We start from the raw sequence: 16,585 nt of genomic DNA, 5'->3' as shown, positions 1-16,585 counted from the left end.
TCATGCCGGCAACCACGCTTTCAAAGACTGCTGCGCACGACCCTCGGGTCTTCGATCTCGACCAGCTGTCACTGCGCGAGCTCAACCAGGCGCTGCACAATCTGGCTCCCGGCTCGAACGAAACGGCATGGGAAGTGCTGAACCCGAAAGGCAGTCATTCGGTCGCCGTCGGCGTCGACCAGCCTGTTGCCATCGATGTGCGCGGCAGCGTCGGCTATTACTGCGGCGGCATGAATTCCGGCAGCACCATTACCGTGCATGGCTCGGCAGGCCCCGGCGTCGGCGAGAACATGATGTCGGGCTCGATCATCATCAAAGGCGACGCCAGCCAGTATGCCGGCGCCACCGGCAAGGGCGGCCTGCTGGTCATCGAAGGCAACGCCTCGTCGCGCTGCGGCATCTCGATGAAGGGCATCGACATCGTCGTGCACGGCAATATCGGCCACATGTCGGCCTTCATGGCGCAGTCCGGCAATCTGGTGGTGCTGGGCGATGCCGGCGACGCGCTGGGCGATTCCATCTACGAGGCGCGTCTGTTCGTGCGCGGCAAGGTGGACAGCCTCGGCGCCGACTGCATCGCCAAGGAGATGCGGCCCGAGCATCTGGAGTTGCTGCAAGGCCTGCTCGACCGCGCCGGCGTCACCGGCGTCAAGCCGTCGGAGTTCAAGCGCTATGGCTCGGCGCGCACCCTCTACAATTTCAATATCGACAACGCCGACGCGTATTGAGGCAGCATGACCTATCGCAACCCGCCGACGACGCCGCGCAAATCCGCGACCTTCGACGACTACACGCTTTCCGAAATCCGCCGTGCCGCAGCGACCGGCATCTATGACATCCGTGGCGCTGGCGCCAAGCGAAAGCTGCCGCATTTCGACGACCTGTTGTTCCTCGGCGCCTCGATATCGCGGTACCCGCTCGAAGGCTATCGCGAGCGCTGCGACACCAGCGTGGTGCTGGGCTCTCGCCATGCCAAGAAGCCGATCGAGCTGAAGATACCGATCACCATCGCCGGCATGAGCTTCGGCTCACTGTCAGGCCCCGCCAAGGAAGCGCTCGGCCGCGGTGCGACCCTGTCGGGCACCTCGACCACGACGGGCGACGGCGGCATGACCGAGGAAGAGCGCGGCCATTCCAAGCAGCTGGTCTATCAATATCTGCCGTCGCGCTACGGCATGAACCCGCGCGATTTGCGCCGGGCCGATGCGATCGAAGTCGTCGTCGGCCAGGGCGCCAAACCAGGTGGCGGCGGCATGCTGCTTGGCCAGAAGATCTCCGACCGTGTCGCCGAAATGCGCACGCTGCCGAAAGGCATCGACCAGCGCTCGGCCTCGCGTCATCCGGACTGGACCGGACCCGACGATCTCGAGATCAAGATCCTCGAACTGCGCGAAATTACCGACTGGGAAAAGCCGATCTACGTCAAGGTCGGCGGCGCGCGTCCCTATTATGACACGGCCCTTGCCGTGAAGGCCGGCGCCGATGTCGTCGTCGTCGACGGCATGCAGGGCGGCACCGCGGCGACCCAGGAAGTGTTCATCGAAAACGTCGGCATGCCGACGCTTGCCTGCATCAGGCCGGCGGTGCAGGCGCTGCAGGACCTCGGCATGCACCGCAAGGTGCAGCTGATCGTCTCCGGCGGCATCCGCAACGGCGCCGATGTCGCCAAGGCGCTGGCGCTCGGTGTCGACGCGGTCTCGATCGGCACGGCTGCCCTTGTCGCGCTCGGCGACAACGACCCGCGCTGGGAGGCGGACTACAACGAACTCGGCACCACGGCCGGCGCCTATGACGACTGGCACGAGGGCCGCGACCCCGCGGGTATCACCACGCAGGACCCCGAATTGATGAAGCGGGTCGACCCGGTGGCCGCCGGACGCCGGCTGGCGAACTATCTCAAGGTGATGACGCTTGAGGCGCAAACGATCGCCCGCGCGTGCGGCAAGAACAGCCTGCACAATCTCGAACCCGAGGATCTCGTCGCGCTGACGATCGAGGCAGCCGCCATGGCCGGCGTACCGCTGGCCGGCACCAACTGGATACCGGGGAAGAACGGCTTCTGATCAACGAAGGGCCGAAACCACACGCTCTGGGGCCACAATCCACAAAAAAATGGGGAACTTCCGTGACAGTTGATCTTGCAGAATTCGCAAGGGCGAAAAACGTCAAATATTTCATGATTTCCTACACTGACCTGTTCAGTGGTCAGCGTGCCAAGCTGGTGCCGGCGCAGGCCATCGCCGACATGCAGAAGGACGGCGCCGGCTTTGCCGGGTTCGCCACCTGGCTGGACCTGACGCCGGCACATCCCGACATGCTGGCGGTGCCGGATCCGGCTTCGGTGATCCAGCTGCCGTGGAAGCCTGAGGTTGCCTGGGTCGCCGCCAACTGCATCATGGACGACAAGGAGGTCGACCAGGCGCCGCGCAACACGCTGAAGCGGCTGATAGCGGAGGCCGCCAGCGACGGCATGCATGTCAAGACCGGCGTCGAGGCTGAGTTTTTCCTGATCTCGCCCGACGGCAAGACGATCTCCGACGAATACGACACGGCCTCAAAGCCCTGCTACGACCAGCAGGCGGTGATGCGGCGCTACGACGTCATCGCCGAGATCTGCGACCACATGCTGGCACTCGGCTGGGGCGCCTACCAGAACGACCACGAGGACGCCAACGGCCAGTTCGAGATGAACTGGGCCTTCGACGACGCGCTGGCGACCGCCGACAAGCACTCCTTCTTCAAGTTCATGGTCAAGTCGATCGCGGAGAAGCACGGCCTGCGCGCCACCTTCATGCCCAAGCCCTTCCAGGGCCTGACCGGCAATGGCTGCCATGCCCATATCTCGGTCTGGGACAAGGCCGGCAAGACCAACGTCTTCGCCGACAATGCGATGGAGCTTGGCCTGTCGGCCAAGGGCCGGAATTTTCTCGGCGGCATCATGAAGCATGCCTCCGCACTGGCCGCGATCACCAACCCGACGGTCAACTCCTACAAGCGCATCAACGCGCCGCGCACCATTTCGGGCGCGACCTGGGCGCCGAACACGGTGACCTGGACCGGCAACAACCGCACCCACATGGTGCGCGTGCCCGGCCCCGGCCGCTTCGAACTGCGCCTGCCGGATGGTGCCGCCAACCCCTATCTCCTGCAGGCGGTCATCATTGCCGCCGGCCTCGACGGCATCCGCTCGAAGGCGGACCCCGGCAAGCGCTATGACATCGACATGTACCAGCATGGCCATACGGTGAAGGGCGCGCCGAAGCTGCCGCTCAACCTGCTCGACGCCCTGCGCGAGTTCGACAAGGACAAATCGCTCAAGGCGGCGCTGGGTGAGGAATTCTCGTCGGCCTACCTAAAGCTGAAGCACCAGGAATGGAATTCCTATGCCTCGCACTTCACGCAATGGGAGCGCGACCACACGCTGGACATTTAGTCGACCCAGCGGTGCGAGCGACCTCGGAATGAACTGATGAAATATTCTATCCTCTCGCTCGCCCGCGCCGCCCTGTCCGGCCACAAGAACTGGCAACGCACCTGGCGCGATGCCACGCCGAAGGACCGCTACGACGTGGTGATCATCGGCGGCGGCGGCCACGGGCTGGCCACCGCCTGGTTCCTGGCCAGCGAGTACGGCATCAAGAATGTTGCCGTGCTCGAAAAGGGCTGGATCGGCTCCGGCAATGCCGGCCGCAACACCACCATCATCCGCTCCAATTACGGCTTGCCCGGCAACACCGGCTTCTACGAATTGTCGATGAAGCTGTGGGAGCGGATGGAGCAGGACCTCAACTACAACACGATGGTCAGCCAGCGCGGCGTCATCAACCTCTACCACTCCGACGCACAGCGCGACGCCTATGCGCGGCGCGGCAACACCATGCGCATCAATGGCATCGACGCGGAACTGCTCGACCTCGCCGCGGTCAGAAAGATGATCCCGTTCCTGAACTTCGACAATGCGCGCTTTCCCGTGCAAGGCGGGCTGTTGCAGCGGCGCGGCGGCACGGCGCGTCACGATGCGGTGGTCTGGGGCTACGCCCATGCGGCAAGCGCGCTCGGTGTCGACATCATCCAGAACTGCGAAGTCACCGGTTTTGTCAGAGACGCCAATGGCAAGGTGACCGGCGTCGAGACGTCGCGCGGCAAGATCGGCGCCGGCAAGGTCGGCATGGCTGTCGCCGGCAGTTCGTCACGCGTCGCGGCGATGGCCGGCCTGCGCCTGCCGATCGAAAGCCATGTGCTGCAGGCCTTCGTCTCCGAGGCGATCAAGCCGCTCATTCCTGGTGTCATGACCTTCGGCGCCGGCCATTTCTATGTCAGCCAGTCCGACAAGGGCGGGCTGGTCTTCGGCGGCGATATAGACGGCTACAATTCCTACGCCCAGCGCGGCAACATGCCCGTGATGGAGGACGTCTGCGAAGGCGGCATGGCGCTGATGCCGATGATCGGCCGAGTGCGCCTGCTGCGCCAGTGGGGCGGGATCATGGACATGTCGATGGACGGCTCGCCGATCATCGACAAGACGCCGGTCGACGGGCTCTATCTCAACGCCGGTTGGTGCTATGGCGGCTTCAAGGCGACACCAGGCTCGGGCTTTGTCTTTGCCCACCTCCTGGCGCGCGACGAATCCCACAAGGAGGCGGCACGGTTCCGCCTCGACCGGTTCCGGACTGGCGCCATGATCGACGAAAAGGGCCAGGGCGCCCAACCGAACCTGCATTGAAGGCGGTTTAGAAGAAAATGCGGATTGTCTGTCCTTTCTGCGGCGAACGGGAACTCGGCGAGTTCACCTATCTCGGCGACGCCAAGCCTGTGCGGCCCGAAGCCGGCGCCTCGGAAGACGAGGTCTTCGACTATGTCTATCTGCGCGACAATGTCGCCGGCGCGACCAGCGAATACTGGTACCATGGCGGTGGTTGCCGGGCCTGGCTGAAGGTCACCCGCAACACGCTGACGCACGAGATTTCTTCTGTCGAACCGGCGGCGGGCGCCGGCGCTGCGAAGGTTGACGCGTGATGGCCGGCGCGCAGACACACCGGCTCGGTAATGGCGGCCTTGTCGACCGCTCGGCACCACTGAACTTCCGTTTCGACGGCAAGGCTTTCTCCGGTTTCCAGGGCGACACGCTCGCATCGGCGCTGATCGCCAACGGCGTCAAGCTGGTCGGCCGCTCGTTCAAATACCACCGCCCGCGCGGCATTCTGACATCCGGCTCGGAAGAACCCAACGCGCTGGTCGAGTTGCGCACCGGCGCACGGCGCGAGCCGAACACCAAGGCGACGACGGCCGAACTCTATGACGGGCTCGAGGCCGCCAGCCAGAACCGCTGGCCGTCGCTGCGCCATGACGTGATGTCGGTCAACCAGCTGTTCGCGCCGATCTTCGTTGCCGGCTTCTACTACAAGACCTTCATGTGGCCGGCGAAATTCTGGGAAGCGATCTACGAGCCGGCGATCCGCCGTGCCGCCGGCCTTGGCCGTGCCGCCGGCCTTGCCGATCCCGACCACTACGACAAGGCATGGGCACATTGCGATGTGCTGATCGCCGGCTCCGGCCCGGCCGGGCTGGCGGCAGCGCTTGCCGCCGGCCGCGCAGGCGCCCGCGTCATCCTGTGCGAGGAAGATTTCACGCTCGGCGGCCGTCTGCTGTCGGACGGCGGCACCATAGACGGCCTGCCGGCTGCCGCATGGCTTTCGAAGACGTTGGACGAGCTCGCGGCAATGCCTGATGTCCGCATCATGACCCGCACGACGCTGTTCGGCGTCTATGATGGCGGCACCTATGGCGCGATCGAGCGGGTCAACGACCACCTGCCCTCACCGCCCGAGCACCAGGTGCGCCAGCGCCTGTGGCGGATCGTGGCCAAGCGCTGCGTCGTCGCGGCCGGCGCCATCGAACGGCCGATCGTTTTCGCCGGCAACGACACGCCCGGTGTGATGATGGCGTCCGCCATGCGCACCTATGTCGCGCGCTACGCCGCAACGCCGGCCAAACGCATCGCGCTGTTCACCAATAACGAGGATGGCTGGCGCACGGTCGAGACGGCACTCGGTGCCGGCCTGCAGATCGCGGCGGTCATCGATGCACGGCCCGAAGTATCGCCGGCGCATCGTTCGCTGGCCTCCAAGGGCGGCTTCCCGGTGCTGCACGGTTCCGTCAGCGGCGTCGATGGCGGCAAGGATGGCGTCAGGAAAATCGCGGTCTCGCTCACCGGCGGCGCGCGTGCCGAGGTCGAAGCCGACGGCCTCGCCGTCTCCGGCGGCTGGAACCCGGCGGTCGGGCTGACCTCGTATCATCGCGGCCGACCGAAATGGCGTGACGACATTGCCGCCTTCGTGCCCGATGGCGCGCCTCCCGGCATGGTCGCCGCAGGCGCCGCCAATGGCGATTTCGGCCTCGGCGCCTGCCTGAGCCAGGGATTTGCCGCCGGCGCGGCAGCGGCGCATGACACGGGACATAGCGGCGCAGTCGGTACCGCGCCTGCCGCCGACGACGAGGCTTTTTCGCTGACGCCGCTCTGGCATGCCGCCGGCAAGGGCAAGGCTTTTGTCGACTACCAGCATGACGTGACAGCATCAGACATCGAACTCGCCCAGCGCGAGGGCTTTGAATCGGTCGAGCACCTGAAGCGCTACACGACGCTCGGTATGGCCACCGACCAGGGCAAGACCTCGAATGTCGCCGGCCTCGCCATCATGGCTGCGGTCAGCGGCCGTTCGATCCCCGAGACCGGCACGACGATCTATCGGCCTCCTTACGTGCCGGTCGCCATCGGCGCCTTCGCCGGCCATCACCGCGACGAGACTTTCCATGCGACTCGGCTGACGCCGTCGCATCACTGGGCCGTGGAGCAGGGTGCTGTCTTCGTCGACACCGGCCTGTGGAAGCGGGCGCAATGGTACCCGCGCGCCGGCGAGAAGGACTGGCTGGAATCGGTGACCCGCGAGGTCAAGGCGGTGCGCGGCGGCGTCGGTTTCTGCGATGTCTCGACGCTGGGCAAGATCGACGTGCACGGCCCCGATGCCGGCGCCTTCCTCGACCGCGTCTACATCAACACCTTTTCCAGTCTTGCGGTGGGCAAAGCCCGCTACGGGCTGATGCTGCGCGAGGACGGCATCGTCTATGACGACGGCACCACGTCGCGTCTGGCCGAGGACCACTATTTCCTGACCACCACCACGGCCAAGGCCGGACTGGTGATGCAGCATCTCGAATTCTGCCGGCAGGTGCTGTTCCCGGAACTCGACGTGCAGTTGACCTCGGTGTCCGACCAATGGGCGCAGTTCTCGATTGCCGGACCGAAGACGCGGGACCTGCTCAGGGAAATTGTCGACCCCGCCGAAGACCTTTCCAATGAAGGTTTTCCGTTCATGGGCGCACGCGAAGTGACATTGCGCGGCGGCCTCAAGGCGCGGCTGTTCCGCATCTCGTTCTCAGGCGAGATGGCGTTCGAGATTTCGGTACCGGCGCGCTTTGGCGATGCCATGGCGCGCAATCTGATGCTGGCCGGAGCGCCATTCGGCGTGACGCCCTACGGCACCGAGGCGCTCGGCGTCATGCGCGTCGAAAAGGGCCACATCGCCGGACCGGAACTGAGCGGCACGACGACGGCGGCCGATCTCGGCCTCGGCAAGATGATGTCGACCAAGAAGGATTATATCGGCCGCGTCATGGCCGGACGTGAGGCGCTGGTGGCGCCGGATCGCCAGATCGTTGTCGGCATCAAACCGGTCAACAAGGCACGCCGGCTGCGCTCCGGCGCACACATCATCCCGAAGGGGCAGACGCCCGGCCCCGGCAACGACCAGGGCTATGTCACCTCGGTCTGCTTCTCGCCGACACTGGATCAGTGGATCGGGCTCGCGCTTGTCGAACGCGGCCGCGAGCGCATCGGCGAGATCGTCCATGCGCATGATCCATTGCGCGGCGAAGACTACGATGTCGAACTCTGCAATCCCGTCTTCTACGACCCGGATGGAGGGCGCCAGCGTGGTTGATTTTTCCTGGACTCCTCGCAGTCCGCTAGAAAAGGCGCTTGTCACCGGTGCGCATGGTGCACGCGGTATCGAGGCCGGCGTCTCGCTGACCGAGATCCGCAACTTCGATCTCGTCCAGGTGATGGCGCGGCGCGGTAAGGCGGCCGATCTGGCGAAAGCGGCCAAGGCCCGCTTCGGCGTTGCGCCACCGGATGCGCCGACGGCAATCGGCGCGGCGGATGCGACGCTGATCTGGTCGGGAGCGGATCAGTTTTTCGTGCTGTCGAAGGGCGGCAAGCACGCGATGGACACGCTGGCGCCTGCATTGTCCGGGTCTGCCTCGTTGTCGGATCAATCACATGCACGCGCGTTGATCAGCGTCTCCGGAATCCAGGCGCGCGCCATGCTCGCCAAGCTGTCGTCGATCGACCTGCATGCTGCCTCGTTTCCGATTGGTGCCGCCGCTGCGACGTTGATGGATCACACCAGCGTCACGCTCTGGCGCGGCGGCGATCGGCCGGACGGGCAAGTAGTGTTCAACATTCTGGTGTTTGCGACGTTTGCCGAGAGCCTTTGGCATACGATGCTTGATGCGGGTGCCGAATATGGAATTGAGATCGGGCATTCCGAGGAATTGGCATAGCGTCGCGTGCCTTCCCTTCTCCCCTTGCGGGAGAAGGTGGCCTCGCGAAGCGAGGTCGGATGAGGGGTGTTCCAGCTTGGCAAGGACGGTACTCCGTCACGCACCCCTCAACCGTCTCGGCGCTGCGCGCCGATCCACCTTCTCCCACAGGGGGAGAAGGGAAGTAGGGCCTTCGCCTTGCCAAACGCACGCGCACTGCTATTCTTGCAGCTAAAATAATTTCACACACAGGCAAACTTGTTTCTCGAACCGCAAGGCTGAGATGAGCCAGTCGCCCTACCCCGCAATTGCTGCCGGACCGCCCCGGCCGAGCCTCATCCTGAGGCCCGGCCAGATCGCGCTGCCGCCGGGCATGGAGCGTTATACGATCCAGGGCAATGGCGCGGTGCTCATCGATATCGAGGCCGGCGACACGATCACCGTGCGCAATGTCGAGGGTGGCCAGGCCTGCGAGCTGCTGGCCTGGGACAAGACAGGCGCGACCGATCCCGGCATTTTTGGGGAAGCATCGAACAGCAACGCTGCCGGCATCAAGGCGCTGCTCATAGAGAGTGACGACAGCCTCGCATCCCTACGGAGCGGGCTCGCGCGCCGGCAAGTGCAGCTTGACCATGCCAAGGCGGTGCGCGTTTTCGGCGCAGCGACGCCGGCTGGTACCGAGCAGGCTTTCACTGTCGCACGCGACGGCGCGATGCTGATTGCGGCCCCCGGAGGTCCGATGCTGGTCGATGGCCACGATACAGCGACGCCGCTGACCGCCATCGTCCGCCGCGCCACGATCCGTCCGGCGGCGAAATCGCTGTTGGCCGACCCGCTGGCCGACCCGGTGCTCGATTTGCGCGTCCATTCGGCGACGGCGGAGGCCTATTTCGTTAGGGCGGGCGACTATCTGCAGATCATCGATGTCGACGGGCGCCAGTGCACCGATTTCCAGTGCTTTTCGGCGCGTAAGCTGGACAAGGGCCTGGATCATCCACTCGACGTGACGACGACGCGCACGCTGATGGGTGCGAGCTACCCGATGCCCGGCCTGCATTCCAAATACTATGACCAGGACATGGAGCCGCTGGTCGAGGTGGTGCAGGACACATGCGGCCGGCACGACGCCTTCGCGCTCGCCTGCGCGGCCAAATATTACGACGACATCGGCTATCCCGGCCACATCAACTGCTCGGAGAACTTCAACCGTGCGCTGGCGGACAAGGGCGTCACGCCGCGCGCGGGCTGGATGGCGATCAACTTCTTCTTCAACACGGCGATCGACGCGCATGGCGTCATGGTGTCCGATGAGCCATGGTCGCGGCCGGGCGACTATGTGCTGCTCAGGGCGCTCACCGACATCGTCTGCGTTTCCTCCGCCTGCCCCGACGACACGACGCCGGCCAATGGCTGGAACCCGACCGACATCCATGTGCGGACCTATTCCGGCCAGCACAAATTCTCGCGAGCGATCGCTAGACGCATGACGCCCGATTCGGAACCGAAAATGACCCGCGAGACAGCTTTTCATTCGAGCTTTGCCAAGCACACCCGTAACTTCGTCGAGTATAAGGGCTATTGGCTCGCCAATTCCTTCGCCAAGGACGGGCCGATCGCCGAATACTGGGCCTGCCGGCAGGAGGCGGTGATCATGGATCTGTCGCCGCTGCGCAAGTTCGAGGTCACCGGCCCGGATTCCGAGGCGCTGCTGCAATACACGCTGACCCGCGACGTCAAGAAGCTTGGCGTCGGCCAGGTGGTCTACTCGGCCATGTGCTACGAGCACGGCGGCATGATCGATGACGGCACGCTGCTGCGGCTCGGCAGGGACAATTTCCGCTGGGTCGGCGGCGACGATCTGTCCGGCGAGTGGCTGCGCGAAACGGCGGCGAAACTCGGCCTCAACGTGCTGGTGCGTTCCTCCACCGACCAGATGCACAATGTCGCCGTGCAGGGTCCGAAGAGCCGCGACATCCTCAGAGATGTGATCTGGACCTCGCCGCTACAGCCGTCGATCGACGAACTCGAATGGTTCCGCTTCGCCGTCGCCCGCATCGGTGGCGGCAACGGCATCCCGGTCGTCGTCTCGCGCACCGGCTACACCGGCGAGCTCGGCTACGAGATCTGGTGCCATCCGCGCGACGCCGAAAAAGTCTTCGACGCCATCTGGGAGGCCGGCCAGCCGCATGGGCTGAAGCCGATGGGGCTGCAGGCGCTGGACATGGTGCGCATCGAGGCCGGGCTGATCTTTGCCGGCTATGAATTCTCCGACCAGACCGATCCGTTCGAGGCCGGCATCGGCTTCACCGTGCCGCTGAAGAGCAAGACCGACGATTTCATCGGCCGCGAGGCGCTGATCCGCCGCAAGGAGCACCCGCAGACGAAGCTGGTCGGCCTCGACATCGAAGCCAATGTCGACGTCGGCCATGGCGATTGCGTGCATGTCGGCCGCGCCCAGATCGGCGTCGTCACGTCGGGCATGCGCTCGCCCGCGCTGAACAAAACCATTGCCCTGGCCAGGCTCGACGTCACCCATTCGGCCATTGGCACCGAGGTCGAGATCGGCAAACTCGACGGCCATGCCAAGCGGCTGCCGGCGCGCGTCGTCGCCTTCGCCCACTACGATCCGCAAAAGACCAAACCACGTTCCTGACTGCCCTCCTCTCCCAAGACAGTGAGGCCGTGCTGGCAGTCCGTGATAGGAATTTTTTCTTGACCTGCTGAGGGCAGCTATGCTACATATTCGTCCGTGGTGCCGACTTGCGCCGCGACCCGCCTCCGGCGGGTTTTTCGTTTCCAGACCCCTGATCCTTTTCCGAACAATCCCGCCCGCGGCAGTGTGAAGCTGACATGTTTCGCAAGCGTGATGTGCACGGCGCGACAAATCGCTTGACGTGAAAGCGCGCCGGATCAATCTTCACTGTTAAGAAAAAAATACGACTGAGTGGAAACACCGGCAGTCGACAAATGCATGCGTCGATGGTGAAGCCTCGCGAAGCCGCGGCCGTCACGAACGGGGAACATCAAAATGGGGAACAAAGACATATGAGCACGATAGTAACTGCCCTGGAGCCGCTTGCCGAAGGCAAGTTGCACCGAAATATCGACTGGCGCGGCGCCTTCTGGGTGGCGAGCGGCGTGCCTGCCCTCGTCCTGTTCTCGATCGGCGGCATTGCCGGCACGACCGGCACGCTGGCCTTCGCGATCTGGATCTTCTCCATGATCATGGGCTTCCTGCAATCCTTCACCTATGCCGAAATCGCCGGCCTGTTTCCAAACAAGTCGGGCGGCGCGTCGATCTACGGCGCCACCGCCTGGCTGCGCTATTCCAAGTTCATCGCGCCGCTGTCGGTCTGGTGCAACTGGTTCGCCTGGTCGCCGGTGCTGTCGCTCGGCTGCTCGATCGCCGCCGCTTACATTCTCAACGCGCTGGCGCCGGTGCCGCTGTTCACTGACGCCTCGCCGGATGTCGTCGCCTATATCGCGGCGCATGCCGGGACGAGTGCCGCCGACGCCATCACAGCGGTGACCGCCGCGGCGACGCCGGCAATCCGCAACTGGACGCTTTACAGCCACACGCTGGGACCGGTCTCCTTCACCTTCAACGCGACCTTCTTCATCGGCGCGGTGCTGATGCTGATCATCTTCGCCATCCAGCATCGCGGCATCCTCGGCACGGCCAATGTGCAGAAATATATCGGCCTGCTGGTCATCATCCCGATGCTGATCGTCGGCGTGGTGCCGATCGTCACCGGCCAGATCAACTGGGCGAATTTTTCGCCGCTGGTGCCGCTGGCCGCCGCCTATGTGCCCGAGCCCGGTGCCTGGAACATCGCCGGCTGGACGCTGGTGCTTGGCGGCATGTTCATCGCCGCCTGGTCGACCTACGGTTTCGAGACCGCCGTCTGCTATACTTCGGAGTTCAAGAACCCCGGCACCGACACGTTCAAGGCCATCTTCTATTCCGGCCTTTTGTGCATGCTGCTGTTCATCCTGGTGCCGTTCACCTTCCAGGGCGTGCTTGGCCTCAACGGCATGCTGGCGACTCCGATCGTCGACGGCTCCGGTGTCGCCGACGCGCTGGCCGGCATGGTCGGCGGCGGGGCGCTGATCCACAGCCTCTTGGTGATGCTGATGATCCTGGCGCTGGTGCTGTGCATCATGACGGCCATGGCCGGCTCTTCGCGTACGCTCTACCAGGGCTCGGTCGATGGCTGGCTGCCGCGCTATCTCAGCCATGTCAACGAACATGGCGCACCGACACGGGCAATGTGGACCGATCTCGTCTTCAACCTTATCGTGCTGGCCATCGCCTCGGCCGACGCGACGAGCTTCTTCTTCATCCTCGCCGTGTCGAACTGCGGCTACATCATCTTCAATTTCCTCAACCTCAACGCCGGCTGGATCCACCGCATTGACAACGGCCATATCGCACGGCCCTGGAAGGCGCCGAGCTGGCTGCTTGGGCTCGGGGCGATCTTTGCCTATGTCAACGCGATCTTCATGGGCGCGGGCGCCAAGGTGTGGAATCCGATGGCGCTGTGGGCTGGCCTGATCACCGCGGCCTTGATCATCCCGGTGTTCTGCTTCCGCCACTACATCCAGGACAAGGGCAAGTTCCCCGACCACATGCTGGCTGATCTCGGCATGACGGGGGCCGACCTCTCGGTCAAGAAGGCGGGCATGCTGCCCTATCTGACGCTGGTCGCCGGCGTGGTGGTGATGCTGCTCGCCAACTGGTTCTTCGTCATCTGACCTCATAAAAATGTAAAGGATCGGGCGCGCTTCGGCGCGCCCGATCCTTTTTCGACTGGCGTGATCGATCTATTCGGCGGCCAGGGCCAGTTGCGGCTTTTCGGCTTCTTGGCTGAGTTCCAGATCGTCCGTCCGCCCCTCCGCCCCGCGCTTCTTCGGCTCCCGGCCGAAGAACAGGGCGTAACCGGCCGGCAGGACCAGGATGGTCAGCACCGTGGCAACCAAGATGCCGCCCATCATGGCGTAGGCGAGCGGTCCCCAGAAGACGCCGCGCGAGATCGGGATCAGCGCGAGCACCGCCGTCAGCGCCGTCAGCGTGATCGGCCGGAAACGGCGCACGGCCGAACCGATGATCGCCTCGTAGCGGTCCATGCCCGCAGCGATGTCCTGGTCGATCTGGTCGACCAGGATGATCGAGTTGCGCATGATGATGCCGAGCAGCGCGATGACGCCGAGAATGGCGACGAAGCCGAACGGCGCGCCGCTGATCAAGAGTGCCGCGGCAGCACCGATAATGCCAAGCGGACCGGTCGCCAGCACCAGCATCGCCTTGCCGAAGTTCTGCAGTTGGATCATCAGGAGCACGACGATGACGGCCAGCATGATCGGCGCCTTGGCGGCGATGGAAGCCTGGCTTTCCGCCGAATCCTCCGCACCGCCCTGGATCTCGATCTTGTAACCGGGCGCCAATCCGTCACGCAGGCCCTGCATATCCTTGTACAGTTTGGTGACGACGTCATTGGACTGCACGCCGTCAGGCAGCGTCGCACGCACACTGATGGTCGGCAGACGGTCGCGGCGCCACTCGATGCCTTGCTCCAGCACCGGCACCACCTTGGCCACCTGCGACAGCGGCACGAAGCCGCCGAAGTCGGTCGGGATATAGACCGAGTCGACCGAGGACAGCAGGCTGCGGCTGGCATCCGGCTCGCGGGCGACGATGGACACCGTCTCCTCGCCGTCGCGGAAGTCGTCGAGCGGCGCGCCGGACATCGTCGCCTGCAGCATCTGGCGGATGCGCTGCGAGGTGACGCCGAGCGCGCGGGCACGATCCTGGTCGATGACCAGCTTCATCGCCGGAACCGGCTCCAGCCAGTCATCATGCACGGCGCCAAGCAGCGGATCCTCACGGAACTTCGCCTTCACCTGGTCGGCGATGCGGCGCACCTCCTGGCGATCCGGCCCCATGACGCGCATCTGCACCGGCCAGCCGGTCGGCGGGCCGAGGAACAGACGATCGACCTTGGCGCGGATGGACGGGAAGTCTTGCGCCAGGACGGTGCGCAACTTGACGATCAGACGTTCGCGAGCCGGTTCGTCATTGGCCATGACGAGCAGCTGGGCAAAGTTGGGGTTGCTCAGCTGCTGGTCGAGCGGCAGGAAGAAGCGCGGCGCGCCCTCGCCGATATAGGTGGCGATGAAACGCTTGTCCTTGTCGTCCATCATCCTGGTCTCGAGCGCCTTGGCCTGCGCCTCGACTTCCTTGACGCTGGTGCCTTCCGGCAGCCAGAGGTCGACGAGGATTTCCGGCCGCGACGATTGCGGGAAGAAGTTCTGCGGAATGAACTGGAAAGCCCACAGGCTGGTGCCGAAGGTGACCAGCGTCATCACCAGGACGATGATGCGATGGCGCACGGCCCAGCTGACGGTAGCACGAAGCCGGCGGTAGAAACGCGTGTCGAAGACATCGTGATGGCTGCCGGCATGCTTGCGCTGCTTGAGGATCATGTTGCCGAGCCATGGCGTGAAATAGACCGCGACGAACCAGGAGACGATCAGCGCGATGCCAACGACATAGAACAGGGTGCGGACATATTCGCCGGCGGTCGAGGCCGCGAAGCCGACCGGAATGAAGCCAGCCGTGGTGATCAGCGTGCCGGTCAGCATCGGGAAGGCGGTCGAGGAATAGGCGAAGCTCGCCGCCTCGACCTTGACCATCCCCTCCTCCAGCTTGCGCTCCATCATCTCGACGACGATCATCGCGTCGTCGACCAGGAGGCCGAGCGCGATGATCAGCGCGCCGAGCGAGATGCGCTGCAGGTCGATGCCGAGCTCGTACATGATGGCGAAAGTCGCAGCCAGCACCAGCGGGATGGCGATGGCGATGACCAGGCCGGAACGCCAACCGATCGACAGGAACGAGACGACGAGCACGATCAGCAACGCTTCGCCAAGCGCATGCATGAACTCCGCCACCGCATCGGTGACGACGCCCGGCTGGTCGGAGATCTGGTCGACCGAAACGCCGTAGGGCAGCGCCTCCTCGAAGCGCTTGTAGGTGGCCTCGACATCCTTGCCGACGTCGGTAACCTTGAAGCCCTTGGCCATGACGACGCCCAACTGCACGCTGTCGTGACCGTTGAAGCGGTATTTGCGCTGGAACGGATCTTCCAGCCCCGCGGTCACGGTGGCGATGTCGCCCAGCCTTGTGACCTGACCGCCGGCACGCAGGCGCAGGTTCCTGATATCCTCGACCTTGCCGACGTCGCCCTCGACGGAAATGCGCACCGAGTTGGTGCCGGTATCGACGGAGCCGGCCGGGTCGACATTGTTCTGTCCCTTGATCGCATTCTGCAGATCGGTCAGCGTCAGGCCGCGTTCCGCGAGCGCCTTGGACGAAACGTCGACATAGAGCTTTTCCGGCTGGTCGCCGATGATGACGGCCTTCTCGACGCCGGGCGTCGTCAAAAGCATGTCGCGCGCCTGGATAGCGAACTTCTTCAGCTCGGGATAGCTGAAGCCATCGCCGCTGATCGAATGCAGGGTGATGAAGGTGTCGCCGAATTCGTCGTTGAAATACGGGCCGAGCAGGCCCTGCGGCAGGTCGCCCTGGATATCACCGACCTTCTTGCGCACCTGGTAGAAGGCGTCGGTCACCTCGGCGGTGTTGGTGTCGCCCTTGATCTGCACCGTGATGATGGCGCTGCCGGCGCGGGTGAAGGAGCGCACGAAATCGAGATGCGGCGTTTCCTGCAGCTTGCGTTCGATCTTGTTGACGACCTGGTCTTCCATCTCCTTGATCGAGGAGCCCGGCCAGATTGCCTGAACGACCATGACCCGGAAGGTGAAATCGGGATCTTCCTTCTGGCCCATGCGCATCAGGCCGAGCGCGCCGGAAATGATGATCAGGCCGAACAGGAACCGCGCAATGGCGGGATGGCCGATTGCCCAGCGCGACAGGTTGAAGGGCCGCTTCTCTTCCGTGGAATTGGTCATCGATGCTGGTCCATCT

At 64.3% G+C, this 16,585-nt stretch carries 10 protein-coding genes; 9 read left to right on the top strand and 1 reads right to left on the bottom strand.

Features of this window, described 5'->3' with window-relative positions; all coding sequences use genetic code 11:
* Window positions 1-2 precede the first annotated feature (2 nt).
* From LB558_RS04775 to LB558_RS04735, 9 genes are all read left to right on the top strand, one after another.
* Window positions 3-728 carry a GXGXG domain-containing protein gene (locus LB558_RS04775; RefSeq protein WP_224696464.1) on the top strand — a complete coding sequence of 242 codons (726 nt, stop codon included), beginning with the start codon at window positions 3-5 and terminating at the stop codon, window positions 726-728.
* Window positions 729-734: 6 nt separating this feature from the next.
* Window positions 735-2,063, top strand: a complete 1,329-nt coding sequence (locus LB558_RS04770) for an FMN-binding glutamate synthase family protein (RefSeq protein ID WP_224696463.1) — start codon at window positions 735-737, stop codon at window positions 2,061-2,063.
* 62 nt (window positions 2,064-2,125) lie between these two features.
* Window positions 2,126-3,433, top strand: coding sequence for a type III glutamate--ammonia ligase (gene glnT / locus LB558_RS04765; RefSeq protein WP_224696462.1), 1,308 nt, complete (start codon window positions 2,126-2,128; stop codon window positions 3,431-3,433).
* A gap of 36 nt (window positions 3,434-3,469) precedes the next feature.
* A complete protein-coding gene (locus tag LB558_RS04760) occupies window positions 3,470-4,723 on the top strand; it encodes a sarcosine oxidase subunit beta family protein (protein WP_224696461.1) in 1,254 nt (417 codons plus the stop codon).
* A 17-nt stretch (window positions 4,724-4,740) separates the two neighbouring features.
* Window positions 4,741-5,016, top strand: coding sequence for a sarcosine oxidase subunit delta (locus LB558_RS04755; RefSeq protein WP_224696460.1), 276 nt, complete (start codon window positions 4,741-4,743; stop codon window positions 5,014-5,016).
* Window positions 5,016-7,997, top strand: a complete 2,982-nt coding sequence (locus LB558_RS04750; RefSeq protein ID WP_224696459.1) for a sarcosine oxidase subunit alpha — start codon at window positions 5,016-5,018, stop codon at window positions 7,995-7,997. Before LB558_RS04755 ends, LB558_RS04750 begins: the two co-directional genes overlap by 1 nt.
* A complete protein-coding gene (locus LB558_RS04745) occupies window positions 7,990-8,619 on the top strand; it encodes a sarcosine oxidase subunit gamma (RefSeq protein ID WP_224696458.1) in 630 nt (209 codons plus the stop codon). Before LB558_RS04750 ends, LB558_RS04745 begins: the two co-directional genes overlap by 8 nt.
* A 262-nt stretch (window positions 8,620-8,881) precedes the next feature.
* A complete protein-coding gene (locus LB558_RS04740; RefSeq protein ID WP_224696457.1) occupies window positions 8,882-11,251 on the top strand; it encodes a DUF1989 domain-containing protein in 2,370 nt (789 codons plus the stop codon).
* Between the two features lie 392 nt (window positions 11,252-11,643).
* Window positions 11,644-13,353, top strand: coding sequence for an APC family permease (locus LB558_RS04735; RefSeq protein WP_224696456.1), 1,710 nt, complete (start codon window positions 11,644-11,646; stop codon window positions 13,351-13,353).
* A gap of 69 nt (window positions 13,354-13,422) precedes the next feature.
* On the opposite strand, the gene LB558_RS04730 is transcribed toward LB558_RS04735, so the two are convergent.
* The gene (locus tag LB558_RS04730) at window positions 13,423-16,569 is read right to left on the bottom strand and encodes an efflux RND transporter permease subunit (RefSeq protein ID WP_224696455.1); all 3,147 of its coding nucleotides are present in this window, start codon (window positions 16,567-16,569) and stop codon (window positions 13,423-13,425) included.
* Window positions 16,570-16,585 lie beyond the last annotated feature (16 nt).

The organism is Mesorhizobium sp. CO1-1-8, assembly GCF_020164875.1.
In the GTDB taxonomy this organism is placed as follows: domain Bacteria; phylum Pseudomonadota; class Alphaproteobacteria; order Rhizobiales; family Rhizobiaceae; genus Mesorhizobium.
The sequence above is the reverse complement of the archived record's forward strand: the minus strand, read 5'-3'. Positions and strand labels throughout refer to the sequence as shown.

Excerpts from the sequence above, each read along its gene's own strand:
- LB558_RS04775 (WP_224696464.1), top strand. The coding sequence starts at position 3 with ATGCCGGCAACCACGCTTTCAAAGACTGCTGCGCACGACCCTCGGGTC.
- LB558_RS04770 (WP_224696463.1), top strand. The coding sequence starts at position 735 with ATGACCTATCGCAACCCGCCGACGACGCCGCGCAAATCCGCGACCTTC.
- LB558_RS04760 (WP_224696461.1), top strand. The coding sequence starts at position 3,470 with ATGAAATATTCTATCCTCTCGCTCGCCCGCGCCGCCCTGTCCGGCCAC.
- LB558_RS04755 (WP_224696460.1), top strand. The coding sequence starts at position 4,741 with ATGCGGATTGTCTGTCCTTTCTGCGGCGAACGGGAACTCGGCGAGTTC.
- LB558_RS04750 (WP_224696459.1), top strand. The coding sequence starts at position 5,016 with ATGGCCGGCGCGCAGACACACCGGCTCGGTAATGGCGGCCTTGTCGAC.
- LB558_RS04740 (WP_224696457.1), top strand. The coding sequence starts at position 8,882 with ATGAGCCAGTCGCCCTACCCCGCAATTGCTGCCGGACCGCCCCGGCCG.
- LB558_RS04735 (WP_224696456.1), top strand. The coding sequence starts at position 11,644 with ATGAGCACGATAGTAACTGCCCTGGAGCCGCTTGCCGAAGGCAAGTTG.
- LB558_RS04730 (WP_224696455.1), bottom strand. The coding sequence starts at position 16,569 with ATGACCAATTCCACGGAAGAGAAGCGGCCCTTCAACCTGTCGCGCTGG.